Genomic DNA, 24,454 nt, shown 5'->3' on the forward strand with positions numbered 1-24,454 from the left:
GTGATTTCATGCCTCGCTCCAGCACCGCCTTTCTTTTCGATCTCGACGGCACGCTGATCGACAGCGTCTACCAGCACGTGCTGGCATGGAAGGAAGCATTGGATCGCGAAGGCGTAGTGCTGCCGGTATGGAGCATCCACCGCAAGATCGGCATGAGCGGGGGATTGTTCACCCATATCCTGCTACGCGAAACGGGCTTGGACATCACCGAGGAGCGCATCCTGCGATTGCAGCAATGGCATGCGGAGGCCTTCAATCGCCATCATGCGCAAGGCTCGGTGCGGCCATTGCCGGGCGCGCGCGAACTGCTGCATTTCCTTACCGAGGAAGGCATTCCGTGGGCGATCGCCACCAGCGGCCGCATGCAGACCGCTGCCCACAATCTTGCCGCGCTGGGCGTCGATCCGGGCAAGGTGCCGGTGGTGACGCGCGACATGGTCCGCCATGCCAAGCCCGATCCGGACTTGTTCCTGGCCGCCGCCGAGCGGCTGGGGGTGGATATCCATCAATCCCTGGTCATTGGCGACAGCGTCTGGGACATGCTCGCCGCGCAGCGCGCGCGGGCGTTGGGCGTGGGCCTGCTTTCCGGTGGCTATGGCCAGGACGAACTGCAGCGGTCGGGCGCCTTCCGGGTCTATGAGGATCCAGCCGACCTGCTGCGGCATATCGACGAAGTGGCCGCCCGCGATTGATCGTGGCAAGCGTGCACGGCCGCGCGTATCTTGTCCCGGCAAGTCATCGAAAACGGCGCTGACCCGTTATGCTGCGCTGGGGAAATGATTCAGGTAAGAGTATGTCGAAAAATACGTTGCTCGCTTTGGGAACGCTCGCCACCATGCTGTCGTTCACGTCGATCGCAGCCGCGCAAACTTCAGCGCCTTCGTCTCCGAGTATTACGGTAAACGGAGCCAAGCCCGACCTTTCGCAATACGAACCTGCCCCGGACAATCCGAACCCGCCTGTCTCGGACAAAGATATCTACTGCCCGACCGCGCTCGAGCCGATCCTGCCAGGCGATTACTACGCTTGCGAAGCGCGCGCCGCTTACGGCAACGACAACTACCGCAAGATGATCGAGATGTTGCGGGAGTCCGCGTACTGGGCCAACAAGGACGCTCAATACACACTCGGCCTGGCTTATTTCAACGGCGACATGCCGGATGTGCCGGAGGATCGACCGCTTGGCCTGGCTTGGCTGGCGCTGGCCGCAGAGCGCAAGAACCAGCAGTATCAGCTGGCCTATGCCAGCGCACGCGCCAAAGTCACGACGCAGGAGTATCAGCAGGCATTGAAACTGTGGCGTCAAATGCGGCTGAAATACGCTGACAACGTCGCTGCGAAACGCGCCATCCGCCGCTTCAATCACGCCATCGAACCGATTGACGATTCAGCGCGCGAAAACGGCACGGTCTATTTGAGGGGCTATGCGCCTTATTCGCAAAGCGCATTCAGTGTCGCCAACAAGCTTCATGATCAGGCCACCACCGATTTCGAAAACACCGAAGGAACCGTAGTGGTCGGCAAACCCGAATGGCTGCATGGCCAGCAACCCGCCAGTGCATCGTCGACTTCGACGACACAGTAGGCATCATTCCACCGCCTTGGATGCGTAACGGCCCGACGATCCGGGCCACTCCGCACGACACTCATGCGCAGAACGTCGACTAGGGATGCTCTGATCAATGCTACGCAGGCGGCATGATGACCAGAAGGCTCGCAGAGTGTGTTGTGCGGCGCCGGGAAGACTGGCCGTCTTGCCAAGCCGCGCGGCGCACTCTGCGAGCCTTCTGGACATCACCCCATCGCTTTAATTCAACATGTTGGGGCCAGCTCTGTCTGTCCGCATCCCTTCCTCGCTCCTCAAAGCCGAGTGCATCCATGCACTCTCCCCGCGTGCGGTCCGTCGTCTCGACAGACGGCCAGTCTGCCTTCCTCGCTCCTCAAAGCCGGGTACATCCATGTACCCTCCCCGCGTGCGCCGACGAACCTATGGTCTGCGAACAGACAGAGCTGGTGACGCCTACGTAGCATTGATCAGAGCATCCCTAGGGCAGCTTCACGAAGACAAATCAGCCCGGCGCCAGCAGCGCATCGAGATCGGTCTGGTCGAAGCTGAGTTTCTCGCGCGTACCGCCGCCTTCAAGCACCGCTTCGGCGAGTTCCGCCTTGCGTGCCTTCAATTCCTCGATGCGCTCCTCGACCGTTCCCGCCGTGATCAAGCGGAATACGAACACCGGCTTGTCCTGGCCGATGCGATGTGCGCGGTCGCTGGCCTGTGCTTCGGCGGCGGGATTCCACCATGGGTCGTAGTGGATCACCGTATCGGCGGCGGTAAGGTTGAGGCCCACGCCGCCGGCTTTCAGCGATAGCAGGAACAGCGGTACGTCGCCATCCTGGAAACGCTGCACGGGTTCGGCTCGATCGCGCGTTTCGCCTGTCAGCATCACGTAGCGGATGCGGCGACGCTCCAATTCTCCGGCGATCAGCTTGAGCATTTCCGTGAACTGCGAGAACAGCAGCACCTTGCGCCCTTCGGCGAGCAGCGCTGGCAGCATGTCCATCAGCAGCTCGAACTTGGCCGAATCGCGCACGCCGCGCGCCGCTTCCAGTTTCACCAGGCGCGGATCGCAACAAACCTGGCGCAACTTGAGCAATGCATCGAGTACCACGATGCCGCTATGTGCGATGCCGCGCTGGGCGATCACTTCACGCAGTTCGTCGGCCAGTGACAGGCGCAGGCTTTCATAGAGCTCGCGCTGGCGGCCATCAAGCACCACGCGACGGGTGATTTCGGTCTTGGCCGGCAACTCGGAGGCGACCTGGGCCTTGGTACGGCGCAGGATGAACGGGGCGAGGCGACGATTGAGGCGCGCCTGGCATTCTTCGTCGCGCTGCTTTTCGATCGGCACGCGGTAGTGACGGCGGAACGCGCCCTCGTCGCCAAGCAAGCCCGGCACGGCGAGGTCCACCTGTGACCATAGTTCGCCCAGATGGTTTTCCAGGGGCGTGCCGGTAAGGCAGATGCAGCGTGGCGCACGCAACGTGAGCGCGGCGCGGCGCGCCTGCGTGCGCGGGTTTTTCACCTGTTGCGCTTCATCGAACACGATTACCGAGAACGGCTGCTTGCGCAACGTCACCACGTCGCGCGGAAGCAAGGCGTAACTGGTGAGGATGATGTCCTGCATAGCGATCTGCGAGAAGTCGCCGCTGCGTTGCGGGCCGTGCAAGGCGAGTGCGCGCAGCGATGGCGCAAAGCGCGCGATCTCCGCCAGCCAGTTCGGGATCAGGCTGGTAGGCACCACGATCAATGCTGGCTGCTGCAAGGCACCGTGCTGCTTCAACGCCAACAGATGGGTGATCAATTGCAGGGTCTTGCCCAGGCCCATGTCATCGGCGAGCACTCCGCCCACGCCCGCTTCGGCCAGCGCGTTCAACCAGCGCAGGCCTTCGCGTTGATAAGGACGAAGTTCGACCGTGAGCCCATCCGGGACCGCATCGCTGGCGCGTTCGGCAGCATCGCGCAGGCGCGCCGTGAAACCGCGCAACTGTTCGGGCGCCTGCAGCTCGCCACCGCTTGGCAACGCTTCGACGATCTCTTCCAGGCGCCCGGCCTGCACCCGTGGCAGGTGCAGTTTCTTTTTCGGCTTTTCCAGATACTCGGCCAGCGGCGCCAGCAAGCCGCGCAGTTCCTTCAGGCGCACCGGCACGCGGCGGCGTTCGTCGACCGGCGCGTACCACACCGCGTCTTCCGGCTCGTTCGGCGCGGGGCTAAGGTTGAGCTGATGCTCGGCCAGCGCTTGTGCCACGGCGGGCAGCAGATTGCGGCGCTTGCCTTCGACTTCGATGCCGATTTCCAGGTCGAAGGCGTGGTCGTCGGCATCTTCGACCGCGTTGCCATACCAGCGCACCGGGCCTTCCAGCACCTCGAACGGAAAGCTCGGCGCGTATTCAAGCTGGAAACCATCCGCCTCCAGCTTCGGCCGCAAGGCTAGCCAGCGTGCCGGGGTATTCACTTCCAGCGCGCCAGCGTGGCCCTTGCCGGGAAACAACCATGCATCTTCGGGCAGCGTGTCGGCCAGATCCCATGGCAGGCCTTCGGTATCCACGCCCAGGGTGAGTCCGGCGCGCTCGAGCTGTTCCATGGTGGAAAGCTCTTCGGCACGGCGGCGGATGATTTCGACCAATTGACCATCGCGAACACGGCGCACCAGCGGCTCGCCGCCACGGCCCGGCAGGCGCTCGCCGGCGTAATCGAAGGCCAGCCGCGCATACGCCAACGGCGGCGTGCCCGCAGCCAGGCGCACGTGGCGGGTGAGTGCGTGCAGGGTCAGCACCGGCTTGGGCGCGACTTCGGCGCGGCGCAGCTCATCGAATACCTGGGGCAGCGGGATGCGCTGCGCCAGCCGGCTCGACGGCAAGCTGCGGCGCAGGCTGCGGCTGTAGTCATGCTTCAGCGGCGGCAGGTCGAGCCAGTGCGTTTCCTCCGGATCGGCCTCGAGGTGTCCCAGCTCGGCACGCTCCGCGTCCAGGTACCACAGGCCATCGATACGCAGCAGGCGCTGGCTGTGCGGCAACGCCGGCAACAGTCTCTGGCTGCCGTCCTGCTCCAGGTGCCAATGCCAGTTGAGCTGGTGCGACTTGCCGCGCGAAAGGCGCAAGCCAGCCAGGCCACCCAGGAAGCACGGCGCGGTATCGAGCATCTCGGCCAACAGCGCGTTGCCGACATGTCCGGTCAGCCGGGCATAGCTGCGGGACTTGCGCAGCGCCTGCGGCAGTCCCAATACCGCCGTCGCCAGCCGCTGTTCATGCGTTTGCAATGCCGCGTGCGAAAGCATTTTGCTTTCCAGCGGCGCAGGGCGGGCGAAGCGCCCGTGCTCGACCGGGCTGAGCAACACTGGCGCCGCGTCCAGCCGCGCATAGGGCGCTCCCTCTTCCGGCATCACCTCGAAAAAGAAACCCAGCACGACGTGTTCCGGCATCGTGGCCGTAGCGGGCTTGGCCAGCAGCTTGCGCCATACGCCAGGCAGGCTTTCCTCGCGCTCATCCCGTTGGATGGACGGATCGCCGTGCTGTTTCTCGTCCGGTAGGTGCATGCGGATGCGATCCCTGGAGCGATCAAAACCTTGAGCTTAGCAGCGATCCAGGTCCGCACCACAAGTGGATACGGACAGCGCAGTAAGAATCGGCGCTCAATGGCTTCCGAACAGGCCTTGCGGGTATTCCGGCTTCTGCTCACGCGCCATCAAAGCCTTCAGGCCTTCGGCGGGCGTGACCTCGCCGTGCAGCACCGCACGCACGCCCCTGCTGATCGGCAGGTCCAGGCTGTGCTTGTCGGCCAGGCGCATTACTTCGTCGACCGTGACGACGCTTTCGACCACCTGACCGATCTGCGCGACAGCTTCGTGGATGCCTACGCCCTGTCCCAGCGCCATGCCGAGACGGCGATTGCGCGACAGGTCGCCGGTGCAGGTCAGCACCAGGTCGCCCAGTCCGGAAAGACCCATCAGGGTTTCCGGCCGCGCACCAAGCGCCACGCCCAGGCGCAGCATTTCGTTCATGCCGCGGGTGATCAAGCCGGCACGGGCGTTCAAACCCAGTTGCATGCCATCGGCAACGCCCGTGGCGACCGCCAGCACGTTTTTCATGGCACCGCCAAGTTCAGCGCCCAGTACGTCGCTGCCGGAATAGGCGCGGAAGTTCGGCGCATGCAGCAACGCCGCAAGCTGCTGGGCGAAGGCATTGCTTTCCGAATGTACGGTGACGGCGCTGGGCATGCCGGCAGCCACTTCGCGCGCGAACGACGGCCCTGTGATCACCGCCGCCGCCCGGCCCGGCAGCTTTTCGCCCACCAGTTCATGCAGGAAGCGGCCGGTGCCTGGCTCGAAGCCCTTGGTCGCCCACGCGATATTGGCGCCGGTATCGAGCAGCGGCACGAGCTCGTCCAGCATTTCGGCGAAGGCGTGGCTGGGCACGACGATCAACACGATCGTCGCGCCACGCACCGCGGTCGCCAGGTCCGGCTCGTAGGCGAGTTGCGGCGGCAGTTCCAGTTCCGGCAGATAGCGCTGATTGCGGCGAGTAGCCGCCATGTCGGCCAGGGCGCCGGCATGGCGGCCCCACAACCGGGTCGGGACGCCGTTGCGCGCCGCCAGCGCCGCCAGCGCCGTCCCCCAGGAGCCGGCACCCAGGACTGCCAGGATCGGCTGATCGCTCATAGATGGGCTTCAGCTGTTGAGCGTCGGCGCCTCGCCGGATCCGCGGCGCTGCTGTTCGGCGTACAGCGCCTCGAAATTGATCGGCTGCAGCAGGAACGGCGGAAAACCGCCTTCTTGCACCAGGCTGGAAATGATCTGGCGCGCGTAGGGGAACAACAGGTTCGGGCAGTAGCTGCCGATGATGCCGGCCTGGTCGCTTTCGTTGAATCCAGCGATGCCGAACAGCCCCGCTTGATGCACTTCGGCCAGATAGGCGGTGCGATCGTTGACCGTGCAGGTGAGCGTGAGAGTCAGCACCACTTCGTAGAGATCGTTGCCCAGGCCGGTGGCGCGCTGGGTCAGGTTCAGTTGCACTTGCGGCGGCTCGCTGATCTCGCCGATGTCCTGGAAGATCTGCGGCGCATTGGGGGCCTCGAAGGATACGTCCTTGACGTAGATCTTCTGCAGCATCAGCTGCGGCTGGCTGGCCGGGCCATTGGCCTGGCCGTTGGCGATGATTTCTGCCATGGGAATCCCTTAGGTTCAGATGGGCGAGCGCACGGGGCGCAAAGGAGGGAATTGTTCCATACATCCCCGGTGGCCGCCATGAGGCGTTTGCCCTGTTACCGGCCAGAATCAGCAGCGAAGCATCCGGGCCAACGCAGCCGGGCGACCGGTTCCACGGTCGCCGGCAGGTCTTTTCCCGCCCCGACCGGACGCTGCCACTGCTCAAACATTGCGCACAGGGCGCGTCTTCTGGGAGAATACGCGGCTCGCCCCTGTCGACCCGGCTTTCCGGGCATGTCCGCAACGCGATGCGGACCTCACGATCTTGGCGAAAGCACTACCCTCCAGCATCGCGTGGCGCATGGCGCCGCTGGGCCGATGTCGCCCTGGCCAACGGGCGGTAAACAAAATTACGGAGGTCATCATGGCCCGTGTATGCCAAGTCACCGGAAAGGGTGTGCAGACCGGCAATAACGTCTCGCACGCCAACAACAAGACCCGTCGCCGCTGGTTGCCCAACCTGCATGAGCGTCGCTTCTGGGTCGCCAGCGAGAACCGCTGGGTGAAACTGCGCGTCTCCAACCAGGCGTTGCGCACCATCGACAAGAAGGGCATCGAGGCCGTGATCGCCGACCTGCGTGCCCGCGGCGAAAAGGTCTGAGGAGTAAGTCATGGCTAACAGCAAGCAAGACAAGATCCGCCTGATCTCGTCGGCCGGTACCGGCCACTTCTACACCACGCAGAAGAACAAGAAGAACACCCCGGACAAATTCGAGTTCAAGAAATACGATCCGGTCGTTCGCAAGCACGTGATCTACAAGGAAGGCAAGATCAAGTGACCTGCTCCAGGCAGGTCATCCGGCGAAAGCCGGGGAACTTTGCCTTGTCGTCTTGAAGAAACCCGCCGTCGTGGCGGGTTTTTTTTGCCCAAAAATTCTCGCGCTTATTGCGATGCCCCGCGCAGCCAGCTGCCGCGTCTGCGACATTGCACCCACCCGCGTGGTTCTTCCCTCCAATCCTTGACAACACGCGACGCCGCGATCGGCGACACTTCGCCATCGGCACTCGATTCCGGCCACGATTTCGGAGCGTTGTATGCGTCCCTTCTTGCGCATGGTTGTGGAAACGAAGTCCAAGGCCGCTGAAGCAGCCAAAGCAGATCACCGCCGTAGCCGGCGCAGGCTTTCGCTGCTCCGCGCCCTGGCAAGCAGCATGCTGGTGCTGATCGCGCTGCTATGCGCAAAACCGGCATATTCGGAAGACGGCTACGAACTATGGCTGCGCTATCACCCGCTGGCCTCAACGCAGGCCACCGCGTATCGAAGCCGCGCATCACAATTGATCATGGCTTCCTCCACGCCCACCCAGGCCGCGGCGCGCGATGAACTGCTGCGCGGCCTGGGCGGTTTGCTCGGCCAAACTCCGCGACTGTCCGATACGGTCACGCGCGATGGCGCGATTATCGCCGGCACGCCGGCGTCGTCGCCGCAACTCGCGCGGCTGCGGCTGGATACCGGACAGCTCGGCAACGAAGGCTATCTGGTCCGAAGCACAATGGTGGACGGTCATCCCGCCACCGTCATCGTTGCCAACCGGGATATCGGTGTTCTCTACGGCGTATTCCATTTCCTGCGCCTGCTGCAAACCGAACAACCGATCGATCATCTTGACGTGCGCGAATGGCCGCGCATAAAACTGCGCGTCCTCGATCATTGGGACAATCTCGACGGCAGCATCGAGCGCGGCTATGCCGGCGCTTCGATCTGGGACTGGTGGAAGCTGCCCGACTGGCTGGAGCCACGCTACACCGACTACGCGCGCGCCGACGCTTCGATCGGCATCAATGGCGCCGTACTCGACAACGTCAACGCCGAGGCAGCGATTCTTACGCCGACGTACTTGCAAAAGGTCGCGGCACTGGCGTCCGTGTTTCGCCCTTACGGCATTCGGGTGTATCTCAGCGTTCGCTTTAGCTCGCCGATGGAAATCGGCGGCTTGAAAGCCGCCGATCCGTCCGATCCGCAGGTACAGCGCTGGTGGCGCGAAAAAGCCGATGCGATCTACCAGCTCATTCCCGACTTTGGCGGCTTCCTGGTCAAGGCCAACTCGGAGGGCCAGCCTGGTCCGCAAGATTACGGCCGCACGCATGCGGACGGCGCGAACATGCTTGCCGATGCGCTCGCACCGCACGGCGGTGTCGTCATGTGGCGCGCGTTCGTCTACTCGCAAGCCAATAAGGACGATCGCGCCAAGCAGGCATACGAAGAATTCAAACCGCTCGATGGCCAGTTCCGTCCCAATGTGCTGTTGCAGGTGAAGAACGGATCGGTCGACTTCCAGCCAAGGGAGCCCTTCAGCCCGCTTTTCGGCGCCATGCCAAAGACGCCGCTGATGATGGAATTCCAGATCACCAAGGAATACCTCGGCTTCGCCACGCATCTGGTTTACTTAGGTCCGCTGTACCAGGAGGTGTTGTCGGCCGACACGTTGGTGGATGGCAAGGGCTCTACCGTCGCGAAGGTGATCGACGGGGCGCTGGATCGCCACACGCTCTCAGGCATGGCCGGCGCCGCCAACATCGGCACCGACCGCGACTGGTGCGGCTCCACATTCAACCAGGCCAACTGGTACGTATTTGGCCGCCTGGCCTGGAATCCGACGCTATCGGCACGCGCCATTGCCGACGACTGGGTGCGCATGACCTTCACCAACGACGAAGCATTCGTCAGGCCCGTGGTCGACATGATGATGGGCTCGCGCGAAGCCGCCGTCGATTACATGACCCCGCTCGGCCTGCATCACCTGATGGCCTACGGCAGCCACTACGGACCGGCGCCCTGGGATACCAGCCCGCCGCGTGCCGACTGGCGCCCGGCCTACTATCACCAGGCGGACCGCCACGGCATCGGCTTCGACCGGACCCGTACCGGCAGCGATGCCGTCGATCAATACGCGCCACCGCTCGCTGCGCAGTTCAACGATATCAAGCAGACGCCCGAGCAATACCTGCTCTGGTTCCATCATGTGTCCTGGGACTATCGCCTGCGTTCCGGCCATACGCTGTGGTACGAACTGGTGGCGCATTACACGCATGGCGTGGATGAAGTGAAGCAGATGCAGGAAACCTGGCGGCGGCTGGACGGCTATATCGATCCGGAACGCTACCGGCAGGTTGCCGCGTTCCTGGCTATTCAGGAAAAAGAAGCGCAATGGTGGCGCGACGCCTGCATTGCCTATTTCCAAAGCATGTCCGGGCGTCCCTTGCCGCCCGGATTTGCACCACCCCAACACTCGCTCAAATACTACGAATCGCTTTCCTTTCCCTACGCGCCGGGGACCAATCCATCCGCCCTCGGATCGCATTGATCACGACAGTGCAAGAGAACGAAGGACGCCCTTGCCCACGCGCGTGTACGGATAAACCACGATCACGCCGCGCATCCAACAAAAAGCCCGCCATCGAGGCGGGCTTTTTGCATTGGAGCGGTGGGTCGCGCGATGAATCAGGCGTTGCTGCCGACCAGCGAGTAGCTCTTCAGGCGCTGCGCGAAATCCTGCAGCGCACGAATGCCGCTCTGCTCGGCCTCGGCGATCCACTGCTGCAAACCCTTCAACGCCTGGTCGGCACCGCGCTGTTCCATCAGCTCGGCAAGGCGGTTGCGGAATTCGCATACCGTGCTGAGAGTCGGACGCTTGGCCAGCACCGCCTGCATGCGCTCGCGGCCCTCGCCATCGAGCCAGCGACCGCCATCGGCGAGCGCGCGCCGCAGGCGACGCGGTGTGGCCTTGATGTTTTCGCCGGCATGCTGCGCTTCGTCGCGCAGGGTGGGGACGATCACGTTGCGGTAATAGTCGGTCATGGCCTGGAAGCGGTGGGTAAGCACGGCTTTCAGCGTCTCGGCATCCGGCAGGTGCACATTGGGGCGCACGTCCAGCGAAGGTGCCACGCGCAGCACCTTGGCAAGGCCCAACGCACGCAAGACACAGATCATGGCCCAGCCGATGTCGAACTCCCACTTGCGCAGCGCGAACTTCGCCGAGCTCGGGAAGGCGTGATGATTGTTGTGCAGCTCTTCGCCGCCAATCCAGAAACCCCAGGGAATCAGGTTGGTGGCCGTGTCGGAGCTCTCGAAATTGCGATAGCCCCACCAATGGCCAATGCCGTTGACGAAGCCGGCAGCCCAGAACGGGATCCAGGCCATCTGCACAGCCCACACGGCCAGGCCGATCACGCCGAACAGGGTGACATTGATGATCAGCATCAGCGCCGGCCCCCAGTAGGGATGGCCGCTATAGAACTTGCGCTCAAGCCAGTCGTCAGGCGTGCCGCGGCCGTACTTTTCCAGGTCTTCCGTCACGAAGCTGGCATCGCGATACAGCGAAACGCCATCCCAGAAAACTTTCTTGATGCCATAGATCTGCGGGCTATGCGGATCTTCCTCCGTCTCGACCTTGGCATGGTGCTTGCGATGCACCGCGACCCACTCCTTGGTGACCATGCCCGTGGTGAGCCAGCCCCAGAAACGGAAGAAATGCGAGATCGACGGATGCAGGTCGACGCCGCGATGCGTCTGGCAGCGGTGCAGGTAGAGCGTGACAGTGAAAATGGTGATCTGGGTGACCACCAGCAAGTAGACGAGGATCGCCACCCACCCGGCACCGCTCACGCCGCTCGAAAGGAAGTGCAGCACAGCATCGAACATCTTTGGATTACCTGGATAACGTTGAAAAGCAGTCTAGTTGAGGGTGTCCGTACCCACCAGCATGGTAGCCCCTTGCTACTTCGACTTCTGTTAAGAGCGCCACTTCGTGACAAACAACGGTTGTCTAGCGGATGGGGTCACCCTGACAATCATGCAATGAACGCGCCCAAACCTGCTTCACCTCCCGTATTGCAACTCGAAGCGGTCAACCGGCACCGTGCGGGCCGCCCGGCCGTGCGCGATCTCAGCCTGCGGCTGGAAGCGGGCCAGATCCTTGGCCTGCTTGGGGTGAACGGGGCCGGCAAGTCCACCACGCTGGCCATGGTGGCCGGCGCCTTGCGCCCCGATAGCGGCGCGATCCGGCTGCAAGGCCAGGATTTCCTGGAGTATCCCGAACTGGCCCGGCGGGTCATCGGCTGGCTACCGGAAGGTGCCCCGCTATGGCCGGAACTGACCGTCAGCGAACATCTGGACGCGCATGGTCGCCTGCGCGGCATGGCCGGCGCCGCTCTGCGCGAGGCCCGCGAGACGGCCCTCGCGCGGCTGGAACTGAACGACATGGCGCGGCGACTGGCCGGCGTATTGTCGCAGGGCCAGCGCCAGCGCCTCGGACTGGCTTGCGCGCTGCTGCACCGGCCCGCCTTGCTGGTGCTGGATGAACCGTCCAATGCGCTCGATCCCGTGCAAGTGGTGGCTTTGCGCGGTTTGTTGCGCGAACTGGCTGCGGGCGGCACCGCGGTGATCCTGTCCACGCACCAGCTGACCGAAATCACGGCGGTATGCGATCGCGTGGCGATCCTGCACGGCGGCATCCTGCGCCATGACGCAGCGCTGCCCGCGGACCAGCACGCCGCACTGGAAAAAATCTTTTTCGACATCGCGCTCAACGGCAAGGCGGAAGCCGCATGACCCTTTTCGCCGTGACGCGGCTGGAACTGCGCCGCCTGTTCGTGCGTCCGCTCGGTTGGATCGTCGCCGCCCTGGCGCTGGCGGAACTGGGCTGGCGCTTCGCACTGCTGTTGCAGATTTTCCTGTTGAACCAGATAAAGCTGGCGGCGCTGCCGGACGGCCCCGGCTATACCGACTTGGTGGTGGTGCGCATGGACAGCAGTTTCATTACCGGCAGCCCATTGCCGTTCGGCCTGATCGAACTGGCCTTGCTGCTGGTTCCGCTATTGACCATGTCGACCCTGGCTGGCGAACGCAATGCCGGCACCTTGCCGCTGCTGTTCGCCAGCGGCCTTTCCGCATCGCGCATAGTGCTCGGCAAATATCTTGCGGTGCTGATCTGGCTGGCGTTGTGGCTGGCGCTCGCGCTGGTGATTCCGATGAGCCTTGCGCACGGCGCTACGCTTGATTGGGGCAAGCTCGCCGCCGCCAGCCTGGGAACGTTCCTGGCGCTGGCGGTGCTCGGCGCCATTGGCGTGGCGTGCTCGGCGTTCGCATCGCATCCGGCAGTGGCCGCGGTGGCCGCGTTGATGGTGGGCATCGGCTTGAATTGCATCAATCTTGGCGCGCAGCTGGCGGGCGTCAGCAACGGGTTCCTCAATTGGCTGGCGATGAGCCCGCATCAGGAAACCTTGTTGCGCGGATTGGTATCGAGCGCGGATATCGTGTGGTTCCTGCTCGCCATTGCGGTGGCATTGGCGCTGGGCACGCAGCGTCTCGCTGCCGATCGGGAGCGCGGCTGATGATTTTCGCACGCCGTCTCCATGGCTGGCTGTTCGCCTTGCTGATCCTGCTTGGCGCCGGCGCGATCGGCTACCTCACCGCGCGCCACGATCGCGTCGCCGATTGGACTTATGGCCACCGCGTCAGCCTGTCGCCGGAAACACGCGCCGTGCTGGCGAAGCTGGATGGCCCGGTCGAGATCGTCAGCTACGCCAATCCGCAAGGCGATCTGCGCCAGACCATCGCAGCCGTGCTGCAACGCTACCAGCAAGCCAAACCTGACTTGCGCTTGAGCTTCGTCGATCCGCAGCAAGACCCCGCCGCCATGCGCAACCTTGGCATTACGGTCGATGGCGAACTGATCCTGCACTATCGCGATCGCGAGCAACGCCTCGACACGCTGACCGAGCGCAGCCTGACCGATGCGCTGGAACGCCTGGTGCGCGGCAATGACCGCATCGTCGCCTTTGTCACCGGCGACGGGGAGCGCCGCCCGGACGGGGTCGCCAACGCGGACCTCGGCCTGTTCGTCTCGCAGCTCGAACAGAGCGGCATGCGCGCCGTACCGCTGAATTTCTCGCAGACCGCAACCGTGCCCGATCATACCGACCTGGTCGTGCTCGCCAGCCCGCAGGCAGCGCTGGCGCCGGGCGCGGCGAAGGCATTGGTCGATTACCTTGGCAGCGGCGGCAACCTGCTCTGGCTCGCCGATCCGGGCAATCAGGATCCGAGCCTGCAACCGCTGGCCGATGCCCTGGGCATACGTGTGCTGCCAGGCGAACTGGTGGATGCATCCTCCACGGCACTGGGACTGAAGGACCCACGCATGATCGCACTCGGCGATTATCCGCCTGGCGCCATCACGCGCGGCTTCACGCTCACCACGCTGTTCCCGGAAGTCGCGCCGCTGGCACAGGTGCGCAAGAGCGAATGGCAGATCGCTCCCTTCCTGCGCTCCAGCCCGCAAGCCGTGGTGCAATCCCTGACCGATACGCCAGCGGCTTCGCTGAAAGGTCCGCTCGATTTTGCGTTCGCACTGAGCCGGCTGTCGCCCAGCCCGGCCAAGAGCGAGCAGCGCGTCGTGGTGATCGGCAACGGCGACTTCCTGTCCAACAGCTATCTTGGCAACGGCGGCAACCGCGCCCTGGGTGAACGTATCTTCGATTGGCTGCTGGGCGACGATCAGTTGATCAACCTGCCTTCGCGCGGGGCGCCCGATCGCGTATTGACTGTCTCGCAGGGCGCATTGAATGTATTGAGCACGGCTTTCATCGTTGCCATGCCGCTGGTGTTGCTGTTGCTCGGCGGCTTCATCGCGTGGCGTCGCCGTCGCGCATGAAGCGAGCAGCGCGTCGACTGGGATGGACGCTGGCCGCGGTAATCGTGCTGCTGGCGGTGGCGTGGTGGCAACTGCGCAGCGACCGGCTGGCCGCACCCGGCACCTTGCTGCCGCTCGATCCGGAGGCCATCACGCGCGTGGACCTGCAGGCCGGCCGTGCGCCGGCCGAACATTACGCCAAGCGCGAAGGCCACTGGTGGCGCATCGATCCGGCTCCGATCACACGCGCCGACGACCTGCGCCTGGGCGAACTGGTACGCATCGCCGCCGCGCCAGTGCAGGATTGGCAATCCGCGAGCCGCTATGATTTCGCCAAGATCGGCCTCGCGCCACCGCAGGCCAAACTGGATCTGGACGGCCAAACCCTGCTATTCGGCGGCATGACGGCACTCGGCCGGAACGTCTATGTGCAGGCAGGCCAGCGCGTAGGCATCGTATCGCTGCGTTACCTGCCGCGTTCCGCGCAAAGCACATCCGTCAAGGCACTTTGACATGCCCGAGTTGCCGGAGGTCGAAACCACCCGACGCGGCATCGCACCGCACCTGATCGGCCGGCGCATTGCCTCGGTCATCCTGCGCCGGGCGGACTTGCGCTGGCCGATTCCAGGCGAAATCACCGAACAGCTGCCAGGCCAGCGTATCGAAGAAGTAGAACGCCGCGCCAAATACCTGCTGTTGCACACGCATGCCGGCAGCGCGTTGCTGCATCTGGGCATGACCGGCGTGCTGCGCGTGCTGCCGCCGGACGTAGCGCCCGGTGTGCACGATCACGTCGATATCCAGCTTGAGCCTTTACCAGGCGATCGCGCGCGCATGCTTCGCTTTACCGATCCGCGCCGGTTCGGCTGCCTGCTGTGGCAGCCGCCTGGCGAGACGCATGAATTGCTTGCAAGGCTCGGTCCGGAACCGCTTACTGACGCATTCGATGGCGATTTGCTGTGGCGGCGTTCGCGCGGCCGCAAGGCGGCGGTAAAACTGTTCCTGATGGATAACGCGGTCGTGGTCGGCGTGGGCAACATTTACGCGAGCGAAGCGCTATTTGCCGCCGGCATCGATCCGCGCCGTCCGGCGGGAGCGTTATCGCGCGCACGCTACCAGCGGCTGGCCGCCGAGGTAAAACGCATTCTCGCCTGGGCGATCGAACGGGGCGGCACTACGCTGCGCGACTTCCTCAATCCGGATGGCGCACCGGGCTATTTCTTCCGCGAACTCTTCGTCTATGGCCGAGAGGGCGAGCCGTGCAAGGTTTGCGGCACGGCGATCCGCCAAGGAGTGATCGGGCAACGCTCCACGTTCTGGTGCCCGCATTGCCAGAAATGACGGACAACCGCGTCAATCCGGCCAGTGGAAAGTTACATGGGTATTGTTGAATTGCGGATCGTCGTAGCCGCCGCCCAACTCGGCCGTAAGGCCACCGAACATGCCGTCGACTTCCAGCGCCTGCCCGTCGACGAAATGCGCGCCGAGCGCCTCCAGCTCGACCAGCCGCTGGCATAGCGCGCCGGCACGGTCGGTGTCATCCAGGGGAACGTTGCGCAGGCTGATATCGGGCCGGCCGAACTTGCGCAGGCCGCGCGTATGGATCCACTGGCGATCGTGCTCTTCCTCATCGCGCAGGATCAGCACATGGTTGCGCAGCGGCGCGCCATCCTTGACCAGATAATGGCTGCGCCATGCTTCGGCGCTGAACAGGGTGAGGATCTGCGGATCGAGGATCGCCACGCCGCCGATATCGAGCAAGCCGGCCAGCACGCCATAGGTGTCGCGCAGGTAGCCGGTGTCGGGCGAATCGTTGAAACGCCCGTGGAGCACCAGCACCTGCGGCGCGGCCATCGCCTTTTCGAACGCTTCGGGCGCATCGTTCTTGAATAGATCGCCCAGCGGGCCTTTCAAGGGATAGCCTTCCCAATCGCGCAACACATAGTGGTGATGGCTGCTCATCTTCACGGCGTCGGGCAGGCCATCGCTGCCGTACGCGGCGGATGGCACCCTGGTTGGCTTGAAATCGCCGAACACGTAAAAGTGCAGCAGGATCTCTTCGTCGCCAGGTTGCCAGTGCGGACGCTGCCAGGCGGGAAAGTAGACCGGGTTGCTCATGGGTTTATCCTTGTGTTTTTTTCCACGCCCTTTCGAGGCGAGGAATAGGTGTCGCTAGGCTTCGTCATCCAGCGGCAAGCCAGGCCGCTTCAATTCGATGCGGCCGCGCCCTTGGGTAATCTTCTTGAACTCGGCCCGGCTCACCGAGACATAGCGTTCGTTGCCGCCGATCTCAACCTGCGGCCCTTCGGTAATCGCGCGTCCGTTTTCATCCACGCGCACCACCATGGTGGCCTTGCGGCCGGTATGGCAGATGGTCTTGATTTCTTCCAGGCTGTCGGCCCAGGCCAGCAGATAGCGGCTGCCCTCGAACAGCTCGGCGCGAAAATCGGTGCGCAAGCCATAGGCCAGCACCGGAATGTCGAGGTGATCGACCACATCGGTGAGCTGCCAGACCTGCGCCTTGCGCAGGAACTGCGCTTCATCCACGAACACGCAATGCAGGTCGCCATGCGCGGCGATGTCGGCCTGCACCAGCGCATAGAGATCGGCGTCGCCGGTAAAGCGCTGCGCCTGCGATTGCAAACCGATACGCGATGCCACGATGCCTTCGCCGTAGCGATTGTCCAGCGCAGGCGTGAGGATGAGCGTGCGCATGCCGCGCTCGTAATAGTTGTAGGCGCTTTGCAGCAGGTTGGTCGTCTTGCCGGCGTTCATTGCCGAGTAATAGAAATACAGCTTGGCCATGGTCCCCACCGCACATGTGACGGCACATGGTAACGCCATTGCAAACGATCCGATTCGTGTGTCATCCACGGAACCGTTCGCCCACCGGCCTGTCTACCTGGACCCCATCGCGCCTGCGATGCGGGCAGGAAGCAACGAGAGCTGTACTCCTAAGGACTAGACAAGGACAGATCATGACCCACTATCGAATGGCCACCGCCCTGGCCCTCGCACTGGCCTGCGCTGCCGGCGCCGCTTCGGCCGATATCGCCCAGGCCGCCGCCCCTGCATCCTCTGCTGCGGCAACGCGAGATTTCCAGCAGCTGTCGGAGCAAGGCAGCCAGGCTTTCCAGGACATCGAAATCGCCCGCATCGCGATTTTCAACGGCCATCCCCAGGTCGCCGTTACGCTGATCAAGCGTGCCCAGCTATCGCTCATCAAGGCCGAGTCGGACGGCACTGCCTTTGACAAGGCCGAGGCCGATCTGAAAAGCCCGCCCCGACATGCCAATCCGGCGCCGGCAGCCCATGGCGCGCCGGTTCGCTGGCTACCGATCGGCGCGGATTTCTCGCTCGACCAGGATTATTCAGCCGATCCGGCCAAGGCGGCCGCAGTCGCTGCCTCCAACGTCCACCTGAAGAAAGGCGAGCGCGACAAGGCGATCGAAACGCTGCGCCTGGCCAACATCAAGCTCTCCTGCACGCTGGCCCTGGTGCCGGCCGGAACCATCGCCGCCGACGTCGATGAAGCCGCCACGCTGCTGGCCCATGGCAAATACTACGAAGCCAATCTGAGCCTCAAGCACGTGCAGGACAGCGTGCGCTATGACTGGGTCGACCTCAACGCCAGGCCGGCCAAGAACGCCACGGCGCCCGTGAAGATGGGCTTGACGGAGCCGGTGACGAGTTCGACGCACGACGCAGCCGACGATGCGCATGCGAACAAGTAAGGCGTTGTAAGCCATAGGGCAACCGCCATGCGACACCACGCGCCCTGCCGTTTCCCGGCGGCAGGGCGCCATTCGTTCCGCGCCGCTGTTACCATCATGCGCCGCGCCTTGACGCCCGCCCCATTCCGCCCGACGCATGCTCAACCCCCAACAACTGGCCGCCGTCGAACATGTCGATAGCCCGCTGCTGGTGCTCGCCGGCGCCGGGTCCGGCAAAACGTCGGTCATCACCCAGAAAATCGCGCATCTGGTGCAGCGGCGGAAGCTGCCCGCTTCGAAGGTCGCGGCGATCACCTTTACCAACAAGGCGGCGCGCGAAATGCGCGAGCGTGTCGGCAAACTGGTCAGCGCGGAGGATGCGCAAGCGCTCACCGTGTGCACGTTCCACGCGCTTGGCCTGAAATTCCTGCAGATCGAACACGCGCGCGCCGGCCTGCGTCGTGGGTTTTCCGTGCTGGATGCCGACGACAGCGAGAACATCGTCAAGGAACTTGCGCCCAAGGGCGCGAAACCGGATGTACTGTTTGGCCTGCGCAGCCTGCTCAGCCGCGCCAAGAACAGCGGCCTCTCGCCGGAAGAAGCGCTCGCTGCCGCACGCAGCCCGCGCGAGCTGGACGCGGCCACGATCTACGAGATGTACCAGCAGCGCCTTGCCGCCTTCAATGCGGTCGACTTCGATGACCTGATCCGGTTGCCGTTGCGCATCCTCGAAACCGACGAGGAATGCCGCAATGGCTGGCGCGAACGCCTGCGCTACCTGCTGGTGGACGAGTACCAGGACACCAACGATGCGCAATATCGCCTGCTGAAAGCGTTGTCCAGCGAGCGCGGCCATTTTACTTGCGTGGGCGATGACGATCAGTCGATCTATGCCTGGCGCGGCGCGAATCCGGAAAACATCGACCAGCTCGGCAAGCATTGGCCCAGCCTGCGCGTGATCAAGCTGGAACAGAACTACCGCTGCGGCAAGCGCATCCTGCGCGCCGCCAACCAGCTGATCGCCAACAATCCGCACCTGCACGTCAAGAAGCTGTGGAGCGAGCACCCGGAAGGCGCGCCGATCCGCGTGATCGAGTGCAAGGACAACGAGCACGAGGCCGAGCGCATCGCCGGCATGGCCGCCACCCTGGCCGAAAAGCACAAAGTGCGCTGGCACGACATGGCGATTCTTTATCGCGGCAATTTCCAGGCGCGTCCGCTGGAAAAAGCCCTGCGCCTGGCACGTGTGCCCTATCACCTTACCGGCGCGCTGTCGTTTCTCGATCGCGCCGAAGTGAAAGACCTGCTCTGCTATCTGCGCCTGCTGACCAATCCCAGCGATGACGCCGCCTTCCTGCGCGTGGTGAACGTGCCCAAGCGCGAGATCGGCGCCACCACGCTGGAGAAACTTGGGCAGATTGCCCAGACGCGGCATGGCTCGCTGCTTGAAGCCACGCGCAGCGACAGTGTGCTGCGCCAGCTGAGCCCACGCCCTGCGGCCGCCCTCGCTTCGTTCTCCGAGCTGCTGGACGAGTTGCGCAGCGCGTCGCTGCACGAAAGCGCCGCCGAGCTGGTGGATCGCGTGCTGGCGCGCACCAACTATGCCGCCCATATTGCTTCGTCCTCGCCGGATGCCACCTTGCGCGAGCGCCGCCTCGGCAACCTGCGCGAACTGGCCGAATGGTTCCGGGCCATGCAGAAAGGCGGCAACAGCGCCGGCGACCTCGCCTCGCAACTGGCGCTGCTCAGTCACGCCGATCGCGACGAGCCAGGCAATGCGCTGCGCATGATGACCCTGCATGCCGCGAAAGGACTGGAATTTCGCTTTGTTTTCATCGTCGGCTGCGAGGAAGGCACATTGCCGCACGATGGCGCCATCGACGAAGGCCGCATCGACGAGGAACGCCGCCTGATGTACGTGGGCATCACCCGCGCCAAGGAATTGCTGACGCTCTCGTGGTCGGCGCGCACCAAGCGCTACGGCGAAGTGCATAGCAACCAGCCCAGCCGCTTCCTGCACGAACTGCCGCAGGCTGATCTGCACTGGGAGGGCAAGGACCCGGAAGCCGACAAGGAAGCCGTGCGTGAAACGGCCGAATCGCATATGGCCAAGATTGCCGCGATGCTTGCCGGCAACTGAGGGAAGCACGGGCCATGCAGCATGACTGACCACGGTTTTCCGGACGAACAGCGCCAAGGCCTGTATCGGGCCATCCATGAACGCCGCGACGTGCGCTCGCAATTCCTGCCCGATCCGATCGCCCCGGAAATCTTGGCGCGCCTGCTGCACGCCGCGCATCACGCGCCTTCGGTCGGCTTCATGCAGCCGTGGGATTTCGTGATCGTCGACAGCATCGAAATGAAACGCGCTGTCAAGGCGCTTTACGACCAGGCCAACACCGAGGCGGCAAGTCATTACACGGATGAGCGCGCAGCGTTGTACCGGCGGTTGAAACTGGAAGGCATCGTCGACAGCCCGATCAATGTTTGCATCACCTGCGACCGGCAACGCGGCGGCCCGCACGTGCTCGGACGCAACACGATGCTGGACACCGATCTTTTCAGTACCTGCCTGGCGGTGCAAAACCTGTGGCTCGCGGCGCGCGCGGAAGGCATTGGCGTGGGCTGGGTCAGCATTGTCGATCCGACGCAGCTGGCCCGAACGCTTGGATTGCCTGAACACGTCTATCCGGTGGCCTATCTTTGCCTCGGGCATGTCAGCGAATTCCTGCCCAGACCGGAACTGGAAATCGCCGGCTGGCGCTCACGCTTGCCGCTGGAACAGCTGCTTCACGGCAACCAATGGCAGGGCCACGTCGATGACGCGGCCTTGATAGCGGCCATCCACGAGATCAGCTCCGGCGAGACCAAGGCATAGTCGCCCGCTTTCGCTTTAACGCATTGTGCATCAAGGCATTTCATCGGATAGCTCTCGCAAAAACACGCTCTGAACCGCTTCTAGCGCAAGCCTGTCCTCGGCCCTCTCCCCACAAGGGAGGAAACCATCAGCCTGTGAAACGGCGATGACGCTCAAACCATTCCTTCCGTTTCAAGCTCGCTCTTGAGGTATGCGTAGTAAATCGGCGCCGCGATCAAACCCGCCACGCCGAAAGCCGCCTCCATCGCCAGCATCGCCACCAGCAGCTCCCAGGCACGTGCGCGGATCTGCGTGCCGACGATGCGCGCATTGAGGAAATACTCCAGTTTGTGGATGACGATCAGGAACGCAAGCGACACCGCCGCTACCCACATCGATACCGACAAGCCGGCGATCGTCACCGCGGTGTTGGAAATCAGGTTGCCGATCACCGGCAGCAGGCCCGCCAGGAAGGTCACCACCACCAGCGTCTTCGCCAGCGGCACGTGGACATCCATCACGGGCAACACGCCCAGCAGGAACACGCCCGTGGCAGCCGTGTTGATCAGCGAAATCTTGATCTGCGCAAAAACGATATGGTGGAATGCCTCGGCCAAGTGCTGGCAGCGTTCGCCCAGCGCGGCGGCCAGCGGACCGATCTGGTGCGAAGGCCGCTCCCGATTGAGCGCCACCAGCGCACCCAGCACCAATCCAACGATGATGCGCACCAGTACCCGCGCCGTTTCCTTGCCGGCGTTCTGCAGGCCCATTGCATGCTTGCGCGTGAGGTCCAGCGCCATCACGCGCAGTTCGTCGACGCTGTCGGGCAACCAGCTGGTAAGCGCCGCAGGCAATTGCTGGCGCGCCCTTTCCACCAGCGGCATCAGCTGCTGCTGCCACAGCATGCCGGGATTGCCGACCTCGTTGCGGAAAAAGCCGATCAACACGATCACCAGCAAGGTCAGCAGCCCCACTACCACCACACCCAGCACCGTAACCACCACCAGGCGCGCACGTTCGCCGGAGATGCGGCGGCCGAGCAAGGGCGTCATCGCATGCACCAGTTCGTACACCAGCAGCCCCGCAAACAGCGCAGGCAGCAGATGCAACAGCAACACCAGCACCAGTGCGGAGCCGGCGAGGACGTAACTGGCGATGCGAATGCCGCGGGCGGATGCAAGCGGTGCGGGCACGTTGATGACCTATGGCAGACCCGAGTTCCGGCAAGTCTGTCATAAACTTGCGCCATCCTCTGCGGCCGTCGTCTTTCCTACAGGGTGTTCCATCCATGTCCAAGTTCCTGCCTGCGCTTGTGGGAGCGCTTGTGCTTTGCGGTTGCGCCAGCCACGCGCCGCATTCTTTCGCGCCCACGCCGGCAACCACGACGGGATCGGTGCCCAACCCGGCAGCGATGCCGACTGCTCCGGCCGACGACAACCTCAACGCCGTGGCCTGGACGCAGACGGCGCTCGAGCACGACCTGATCTACCTGGAGACCTATCGCAGCGCGCAGTCACAGTTGCTCGCCGCGTTGAAAGACAACCACTGGGATGCGCTTTCCCCGGACGACCGCGCTGCACCCTACCCGGGCCTGAAGCCCGCGGTGATCCTGGACATCGACGAAACCGTGCTCGACAACTCGCCCTACCAGGCGCGCCTGATCCGCCATGGCGGCGAATACAACGAGGCCGATTGGGCCAGGTGGTGCAAGGAAGAACGCGCACGGGCGCTGCCGGGAGCGGTGGCGTTCACGCAATTCGCGGCCCGTCACGGCATCGCCGTGATCTATATTTCCAACCGCTCGCAAGACCTGGATCGCGCGACCATCGATAACCTGCTCAAGGCAGGCCTGCCGGTGGCCGGCCCCGATGCGTTCCTGGGCCTGGGCACCCTGCTGCGCGGCTGCGACCAGATCGGCACGGAAAAGCATTGCCGTCGCCAGCTGGTCAGCCAGCGCTACCGCGTGCTGATGCAATTCGGCGACCAGCTTGGCGATTTCGTCAGCGTATTGGACAACACCGACACCGGCCGCGCCCAAGCGATGACGCCTTACCTCGGCTGGATCGGCAAGCGCTGGTTCGTGCTGCCCAATCCAACCTACGGCGCGTGGGAGCCGGCCCTGTTCCATAACGCATGGAGCACGCCACGCGATCAACGGCGCCAACTGAAGATTCAATCCCTGCGTACAGACTGATTGAATTTCAATGAGTTAAGCGAGGCTATCTCATGTATTGCTTTAAGATGAGCTCGCTCGTATCATGGCACCGCCGAACCTGCTGACCTCCAATTTCCGCAGGCATGGCCATTTCCCTTCCGGCACTGCCGGTATAACCCTGCGAGGCCCAACGCCCGCGGGGTTTTCTTTTGGGAGCGTTTCCGACACGCATCATCGGTTACCGCCGTGCAGGCTACGCGCCGATCGCGGACAGGCTCTAAGATGCACGGCGCCCCGACCATACGGCGCCGTCGCGTCCCTTGTCCGGGCAACCGCTCATAGTTCTTCCATGCGAGACATTCCATGCGTTTTCAGTTACTTGGCCGCAGCTTGCTGCTGTTTGCAATGTTCGCGCTGGCCGCCTGCCATAAGCAGGAAGACAGCATTACCGCGTCGGGCGGCGCCACGCCGGAGGCGGCCGTGCAGCAATCCGCGGCGCTGATCAAGGCCGGCGACTTCGCCGGTTTCTGGAAGCATGCCCTGCCTCCCTCCGACTATGCCAACCTGCGCGCCGACTGGACGCATCCGCGCCCTGGCCAGCACGCGATCACCGCGGAAGACCGCGTCCGCTTCGACCAGGCAGTCAAGCAGCTGACAGCGCCCAATGCCGAAACGACGCTGTACGACCAGCTCAAGCCCAAGCTGATCCAGATGGACCAGCAGTACCACGATCAGCTGCCGGTGCTGATCGGCATCGGCCAGGCCATTCTCACCAGCAGCATCGCGCAGAACACCACGCTGACGGAAAGCGAGAAGCAGCAGGCCCGCGATGCACTCAACGTATTGCTGCCCTGGGCCCAGCAGACGCCATGGTTCGACCAGGACAAGGCCAAACAGGCGGTCGCCATAACAGTAGCCACGACCCGCCAGCTTCATCTGACAAGCGCGGACCAGCTGCAGAACATGGATTTCGACGCGGCGATGAAGGAATACGCCATCGCCTACGGCGGCATCAAGCAACTGCTCGCCATCTACGGGTTGTCCATCGATGACACGCTCGATTCGGTGAAGGTCAGCACCATCGGCATCGATCACGGGCAAGCACATGTGAAAGTCGATTACACCCTGCTCGGCAAACCGCTGAGCGCCGATTCCCAGCTGGTATTGGTCGATGGTCGCTGGTACAGCAAGGACCTGATCGATAGCGAACGCGCCCAGCATCAACAATGGCTGCATCCGCCTGCACCGGCCACAAGCGCCCAGGCGCCCGCGGCCAGCGCCTCCTCCCGCACCGCGCTGGCGACAAAACCGTGAAGTAAGACGCACCCGCTACACT

At 63.6% G+C, this 24,454-nt stretch carries 22 protein-coding genes; 15 read left to right on the forward strand and 7 right to left on the reverse strand.

From position 1 onward, the window contains the following. Positions 1 to 8: 8 nt before the first annotated feature. Both ISP15_RS12320 and ISP15_RS12325 read left to right on the forward strand, forming a co-directional pair. On the forward strand, positions 9 to 692 hold the full coding sequence (locus tag ISP15_RS12320; RefSeq protein ID WP_404547742.1) for an HAD family hydrolase: 684 nt from the start codon (positions 9 to 11) through the stop codon (positions 690 to 692). A gap of 68 nt (positions 693 to 760) precedes the next feature. After that, positions 761 to 1,585, forward strand: a complete 825-nt coding sequence (locus tag ISP15_RS12325; protein ID WP_404547744.1) for an SEL1-like repeat protein — start codon at positions 761 to 763, stop codon at positions 1,583 to 1,585. 484 nt (positions 1,586 to 2,069) lie between these two features. Here the strand turns inward: ISP15_RS12325 and ISP15_RS12330 are convergent, their stop codons facing one another. From ISP15_RS12330 to secB, 3 genes are all read right to left on the reverse strand, one after another. Then, positions 2,070 to 5,093 carry a DEAD/DEAH box helicase gene (locus ISP15_RS12330; RefSeq protein WP_404547746.1) on the reverse strand — a complete coding sequence of 1,008 codons (3,024 nt, stop codon included), beginning with the start codon at positions 5,091 to 5,093 and terminating at the stop codon, positions 2,070 to 2,072. A 96-nt stretch (positions 5,094 to 5,189) separates the two neighbouring features. Continuing rightward, positions 5,190 to 6,215 carry an NAD(P)H-dependent glycerol-3-phosphate dehydrogenase gene (locus ISP15_RS12335; protein WP_404547749.1) on the reverse strand — a complete coding sequence of 342 codons (1,026 nt, stop codon included), beginning with the start codon at positions 6,213 to 6,215 and terminating at the stop codon, positions 5,190 to 5,192. Positions 6,216 to 6,224: 9 nt separating this feature from the next. Then, the gene (secB, locus tag ISP15_RS12340) at positions 6,225 to 6,722 is read right to left on the reverse strand and encodes a protein-export chaperone SecB (protein ID WP_404547751.1); all 498 of its coding nucleotides are present in this window, start codon (positions 6,720 to 6,722) and stop codon (positions 6,225 to 6,227) included. A 403-nt stretch (positions 6,723 to 7,125) separates the two neighbouring features. Here secB and rpmB point away from each other — a divergent pair, with 403 nt between their 5' ends. The 3 genes from rpmB to ISP15_RS12355 all read left to right on the forward strand — a co-directional run bounded on the left by rpmB (position 7,126) and on the right by ISP15_RS12355 (position 10,067). Beyond that, complete coding sequence (gene rpmB / locus ISP15_RS12345; RefSeq protein WP_090449535.1) at positions 7,126 to 7,362, forward strand: 50S ribosomal protein L28; 237 nt, start codon at positions 7,126 to 7,128, stop codon at positions 7,360 to 7,362. Between the two features lie 10 nt (positions 7,363 to 7,372). Then, positions 7,373 to 7,540, forward strand: coding sequence for a 50S ribosomal protein L33 (gene rpmG / locus ISP15_RS12350; protein WP_126675274.1), 168 nt, complete (start codon positions 7,373 to 7,375; stop codon positions 7,538 to 7,540). A gap of 373 nt (positions 7,541 to 7,913) precedes the next feature. Then, the gene (locus tag ISP15_RS12355) at positions 7,914 to 10,067 is read left to right on the forward strand and encodes an alpha-glucuronidase family glycosyl hydrolase (protein WP_404547754.1); all 2,154 of its coding nucleotides are present in this window, start codon (positions 7,914 to 7,916) and stop codon (positions 10,065 to 10,067) included. 137 nt (positions 10,068 to 10,204) lie between these two features. Here the strand turns inward: ISP15_RS12355 and ISP15_RS12360 are convergent, their stop codons facing one another. Beyond that, complete coding sequence (locus ISP15_RS12360) at positions 10,205 to 11,404, reverse strand: DesA family fatty acid desaturase (RefSeq protein ID WP_404547755.1); 1,200 nt, start codon at positions 11,402 to 11,404, stop codon at positions 10,205 to 10,207. 156 nt (positions 11,405 to 11,560) lie between these two features. Here ISP15_RS12360 and ISP15_RS12365 point away from each other — a divergent pair, with 156 nt between their 5' ends. The 5 genes from ISP15_RS12365 to mutM are packed head-to-tail and all read left to right on the forward strand — an operon-like array spanning position 11,561 to position 15,734. Next, a complete protein-coding gene (locus ISP15_RS12365) occupies positions 11,561 to 12,313 on the forward strand; it encodes an ABC transporter ATP-binding protein (RefSeq protein WP_404547757.1) in 753 nt (250 codons plus the stop codon). Continuing rightward, complete coding sequence (locus ISP15_RS12370) at positions 12,310 to 13,095, forward strand: ABC transporter permease (protein ID WP_404547759.1); 786 nt, start codon at positions 12,310 to 12,312, stop codon at positions 13,093 to 13,095. The genes ISP15_RS12365 and ISP15_RS12370 overlap by 4 nt, the downstream gene beginning before the upstream one ends. Then, on the forward strand, positions 13,095 to 14,414 hold the full coding sequence (locus tag ISP15_RS12375) for a GldG family protein (protein ID WP_404547761.1): 1,320 nt from the start codon (positions 13,095 to 13,097) through the stop codon (positions 14,412 to 14,414). The genes ISP15_RS12370 and ISP15_RS12375 overlap by 1 nt, the downstream gene beginning before the upstream one ends. After that, complete coding sequence (locus ISP15_RS12380) at positions 14,411 to 14,905, forward strand: hypothetical protein (RefSeq protein ID WP_404547763.1); 495 nt, start codon at positions 14,411 to 14,413, stop codon at positions 14,903 to 14,905. The genes ISP15_RS12375 and ISP15_RS12380 overlap by 4 nt, the downstream gene beginning before the upstream one ends. Before the next feature lies 1 nt (position 14,906). Beyond that, positions 14,907 to 15,734, forward strand: a complete 828-nt coding sequence (gene mutM, locus ISP15_RS12385; protein WP_404547765.1) for a bifunctional DNA-formamidopyrimidine glycosylase/DNA-(apurinic or apyrimidinic site) lyase — start codon at positions 14,907 to 14,909, stop codon at positions 15,732 to 15,734. A 12-nt stretch (positions 15,735 to 15,746) separates the two neighbouring features. Here the strand turns inward: mutM and ISP15_RS12390 are convergent, their stop codons facing one another. Beyond that, the gene (locus ISP15_RS12390) at positions 15,747 to 16,511 is read right to left on the reverse strand and encodes a hypothetical protein (RefSeq protein WP_404547767.1); all 765 of its coding nucleotides are present in this window, start codon (positions 16,509 to 16,511) and stop codon (positions 15,747 to 15,749) included. A 54-nt stretch (positions 16,512 to 16,565) separates the two neighbouring features. Beyond that, positions 16,566 to 17,198, reverse strand: a complete 633-nt coding sequence (locus ISP15_RS12395; RefSeq protein WP_404547770.1) for a thymidine kinase — start codon at positions 17,196 to 17,198, stop codon at positions 16,566 to 16,568. 173 nt (positions 17,199 to 17,371) lie between these two features. On the opposite strand from ISP15_RS12395, the gene ISP15_RS12400 reads away from it, so the two are divergent. The 3 genes from ISP15_RS12400 (at position 17,372) to bluB (ending at position 20,984) form a co-directional block, all read left to right on the forward strand. Then, positions 17,372 to 18,127 carry a YfdX family protein gene (locus tag ISP15_RS12400; protein WP_404547772.1) on the forward strand — a complete coding sequence of 252 codons (756 nt, stop codon included), beginning with the start codon at positions 17,372 to 17,374 and terminating at the stop codon, positions 18,125 to 18,127. 136 nt (positions 18,128 to 18,263) lie between these two features. After that, positions 18,264 to 20,246: a UvrD-helicase domain-containing protein gene (locus ISP15_RS12405; RefSeq protein WP_404547775.1), complete on the forward strand. Its 1,983-nt coding sequence runs from the start codon at positions 18,264 to 18,266 to the stop codon at positions 20,244 to 20,246. A 21-nt stretch (positions 20,247 to 20,267) separates the two neighbouring features. After that, positions 20,268 to 20,984, forward strand: coding sequence for a 5,6-dimethylbenzimidazole synthase (gene bluB, locus ISP15_RS12410; protein WP_404547778.1), 717 nt, complete (start codon positions 20,268 to 20,270; stop codon positions 20,982 to 20,984). A gap of 152 nt (positions 20,985 to 21,136) precedes the next feature. Here bluB and ISP15_RS12415 read toward each other — a convergent pair whose 3' ends face one another. Further along, entirely contained in the window at positions 21,137 to 22,156 is a 1,020-nt protein-coding gene (locus tag ISP15_RS12415; protein ID WP_404547781.1) for an AI-2E family transporter, read from the reverse strand. A 95-nt stretch (positions 22,157 to 22,251) separates the two neighbouring features. Between ISP15_RS12415 and ISP15_RS12420 the strand changes: the two genes are divergently transcribed. Beyond that, positions 22,252 to 23,157 carry a 5'-nucleotidase, lipoprotein e(P4) family gene (locus ISP15_RS12420; protein ID WP_404547784.1) on the forward strand — a complete coding sequence of 302 codons (906 nt, stop codon included), beginning with the start codon at positions 22,252 to 22,254 and terminating at the stop codon, positions 23,155 to 23,157. A 324-nt stretch (positions 23,158 to 23,481) separates the two neighbouring features. After that, a complete protein-coding gene (locus ISP15_RS12425) occupies positions 23,482 to 24,432 on the forward strand; it encodes a hypothetical protein (RefSeq protein WP_404547787.1) in 951 nt (316 codons plus the stop codon). Positions 24,433 to 24,454: the final 22 nt, after the last annotated feature.

Origin of the sequence: Dyella jejuensis (genome assembly GCF_044904675.1) — a bacterium.
Classification (GTDB): Bacteria; Pseudomonadota; Gammaproteobacteria; order Xanthomonadales; family Rhodanobacteraceae; genus Dyella_B; species Dyella_B jejuensis.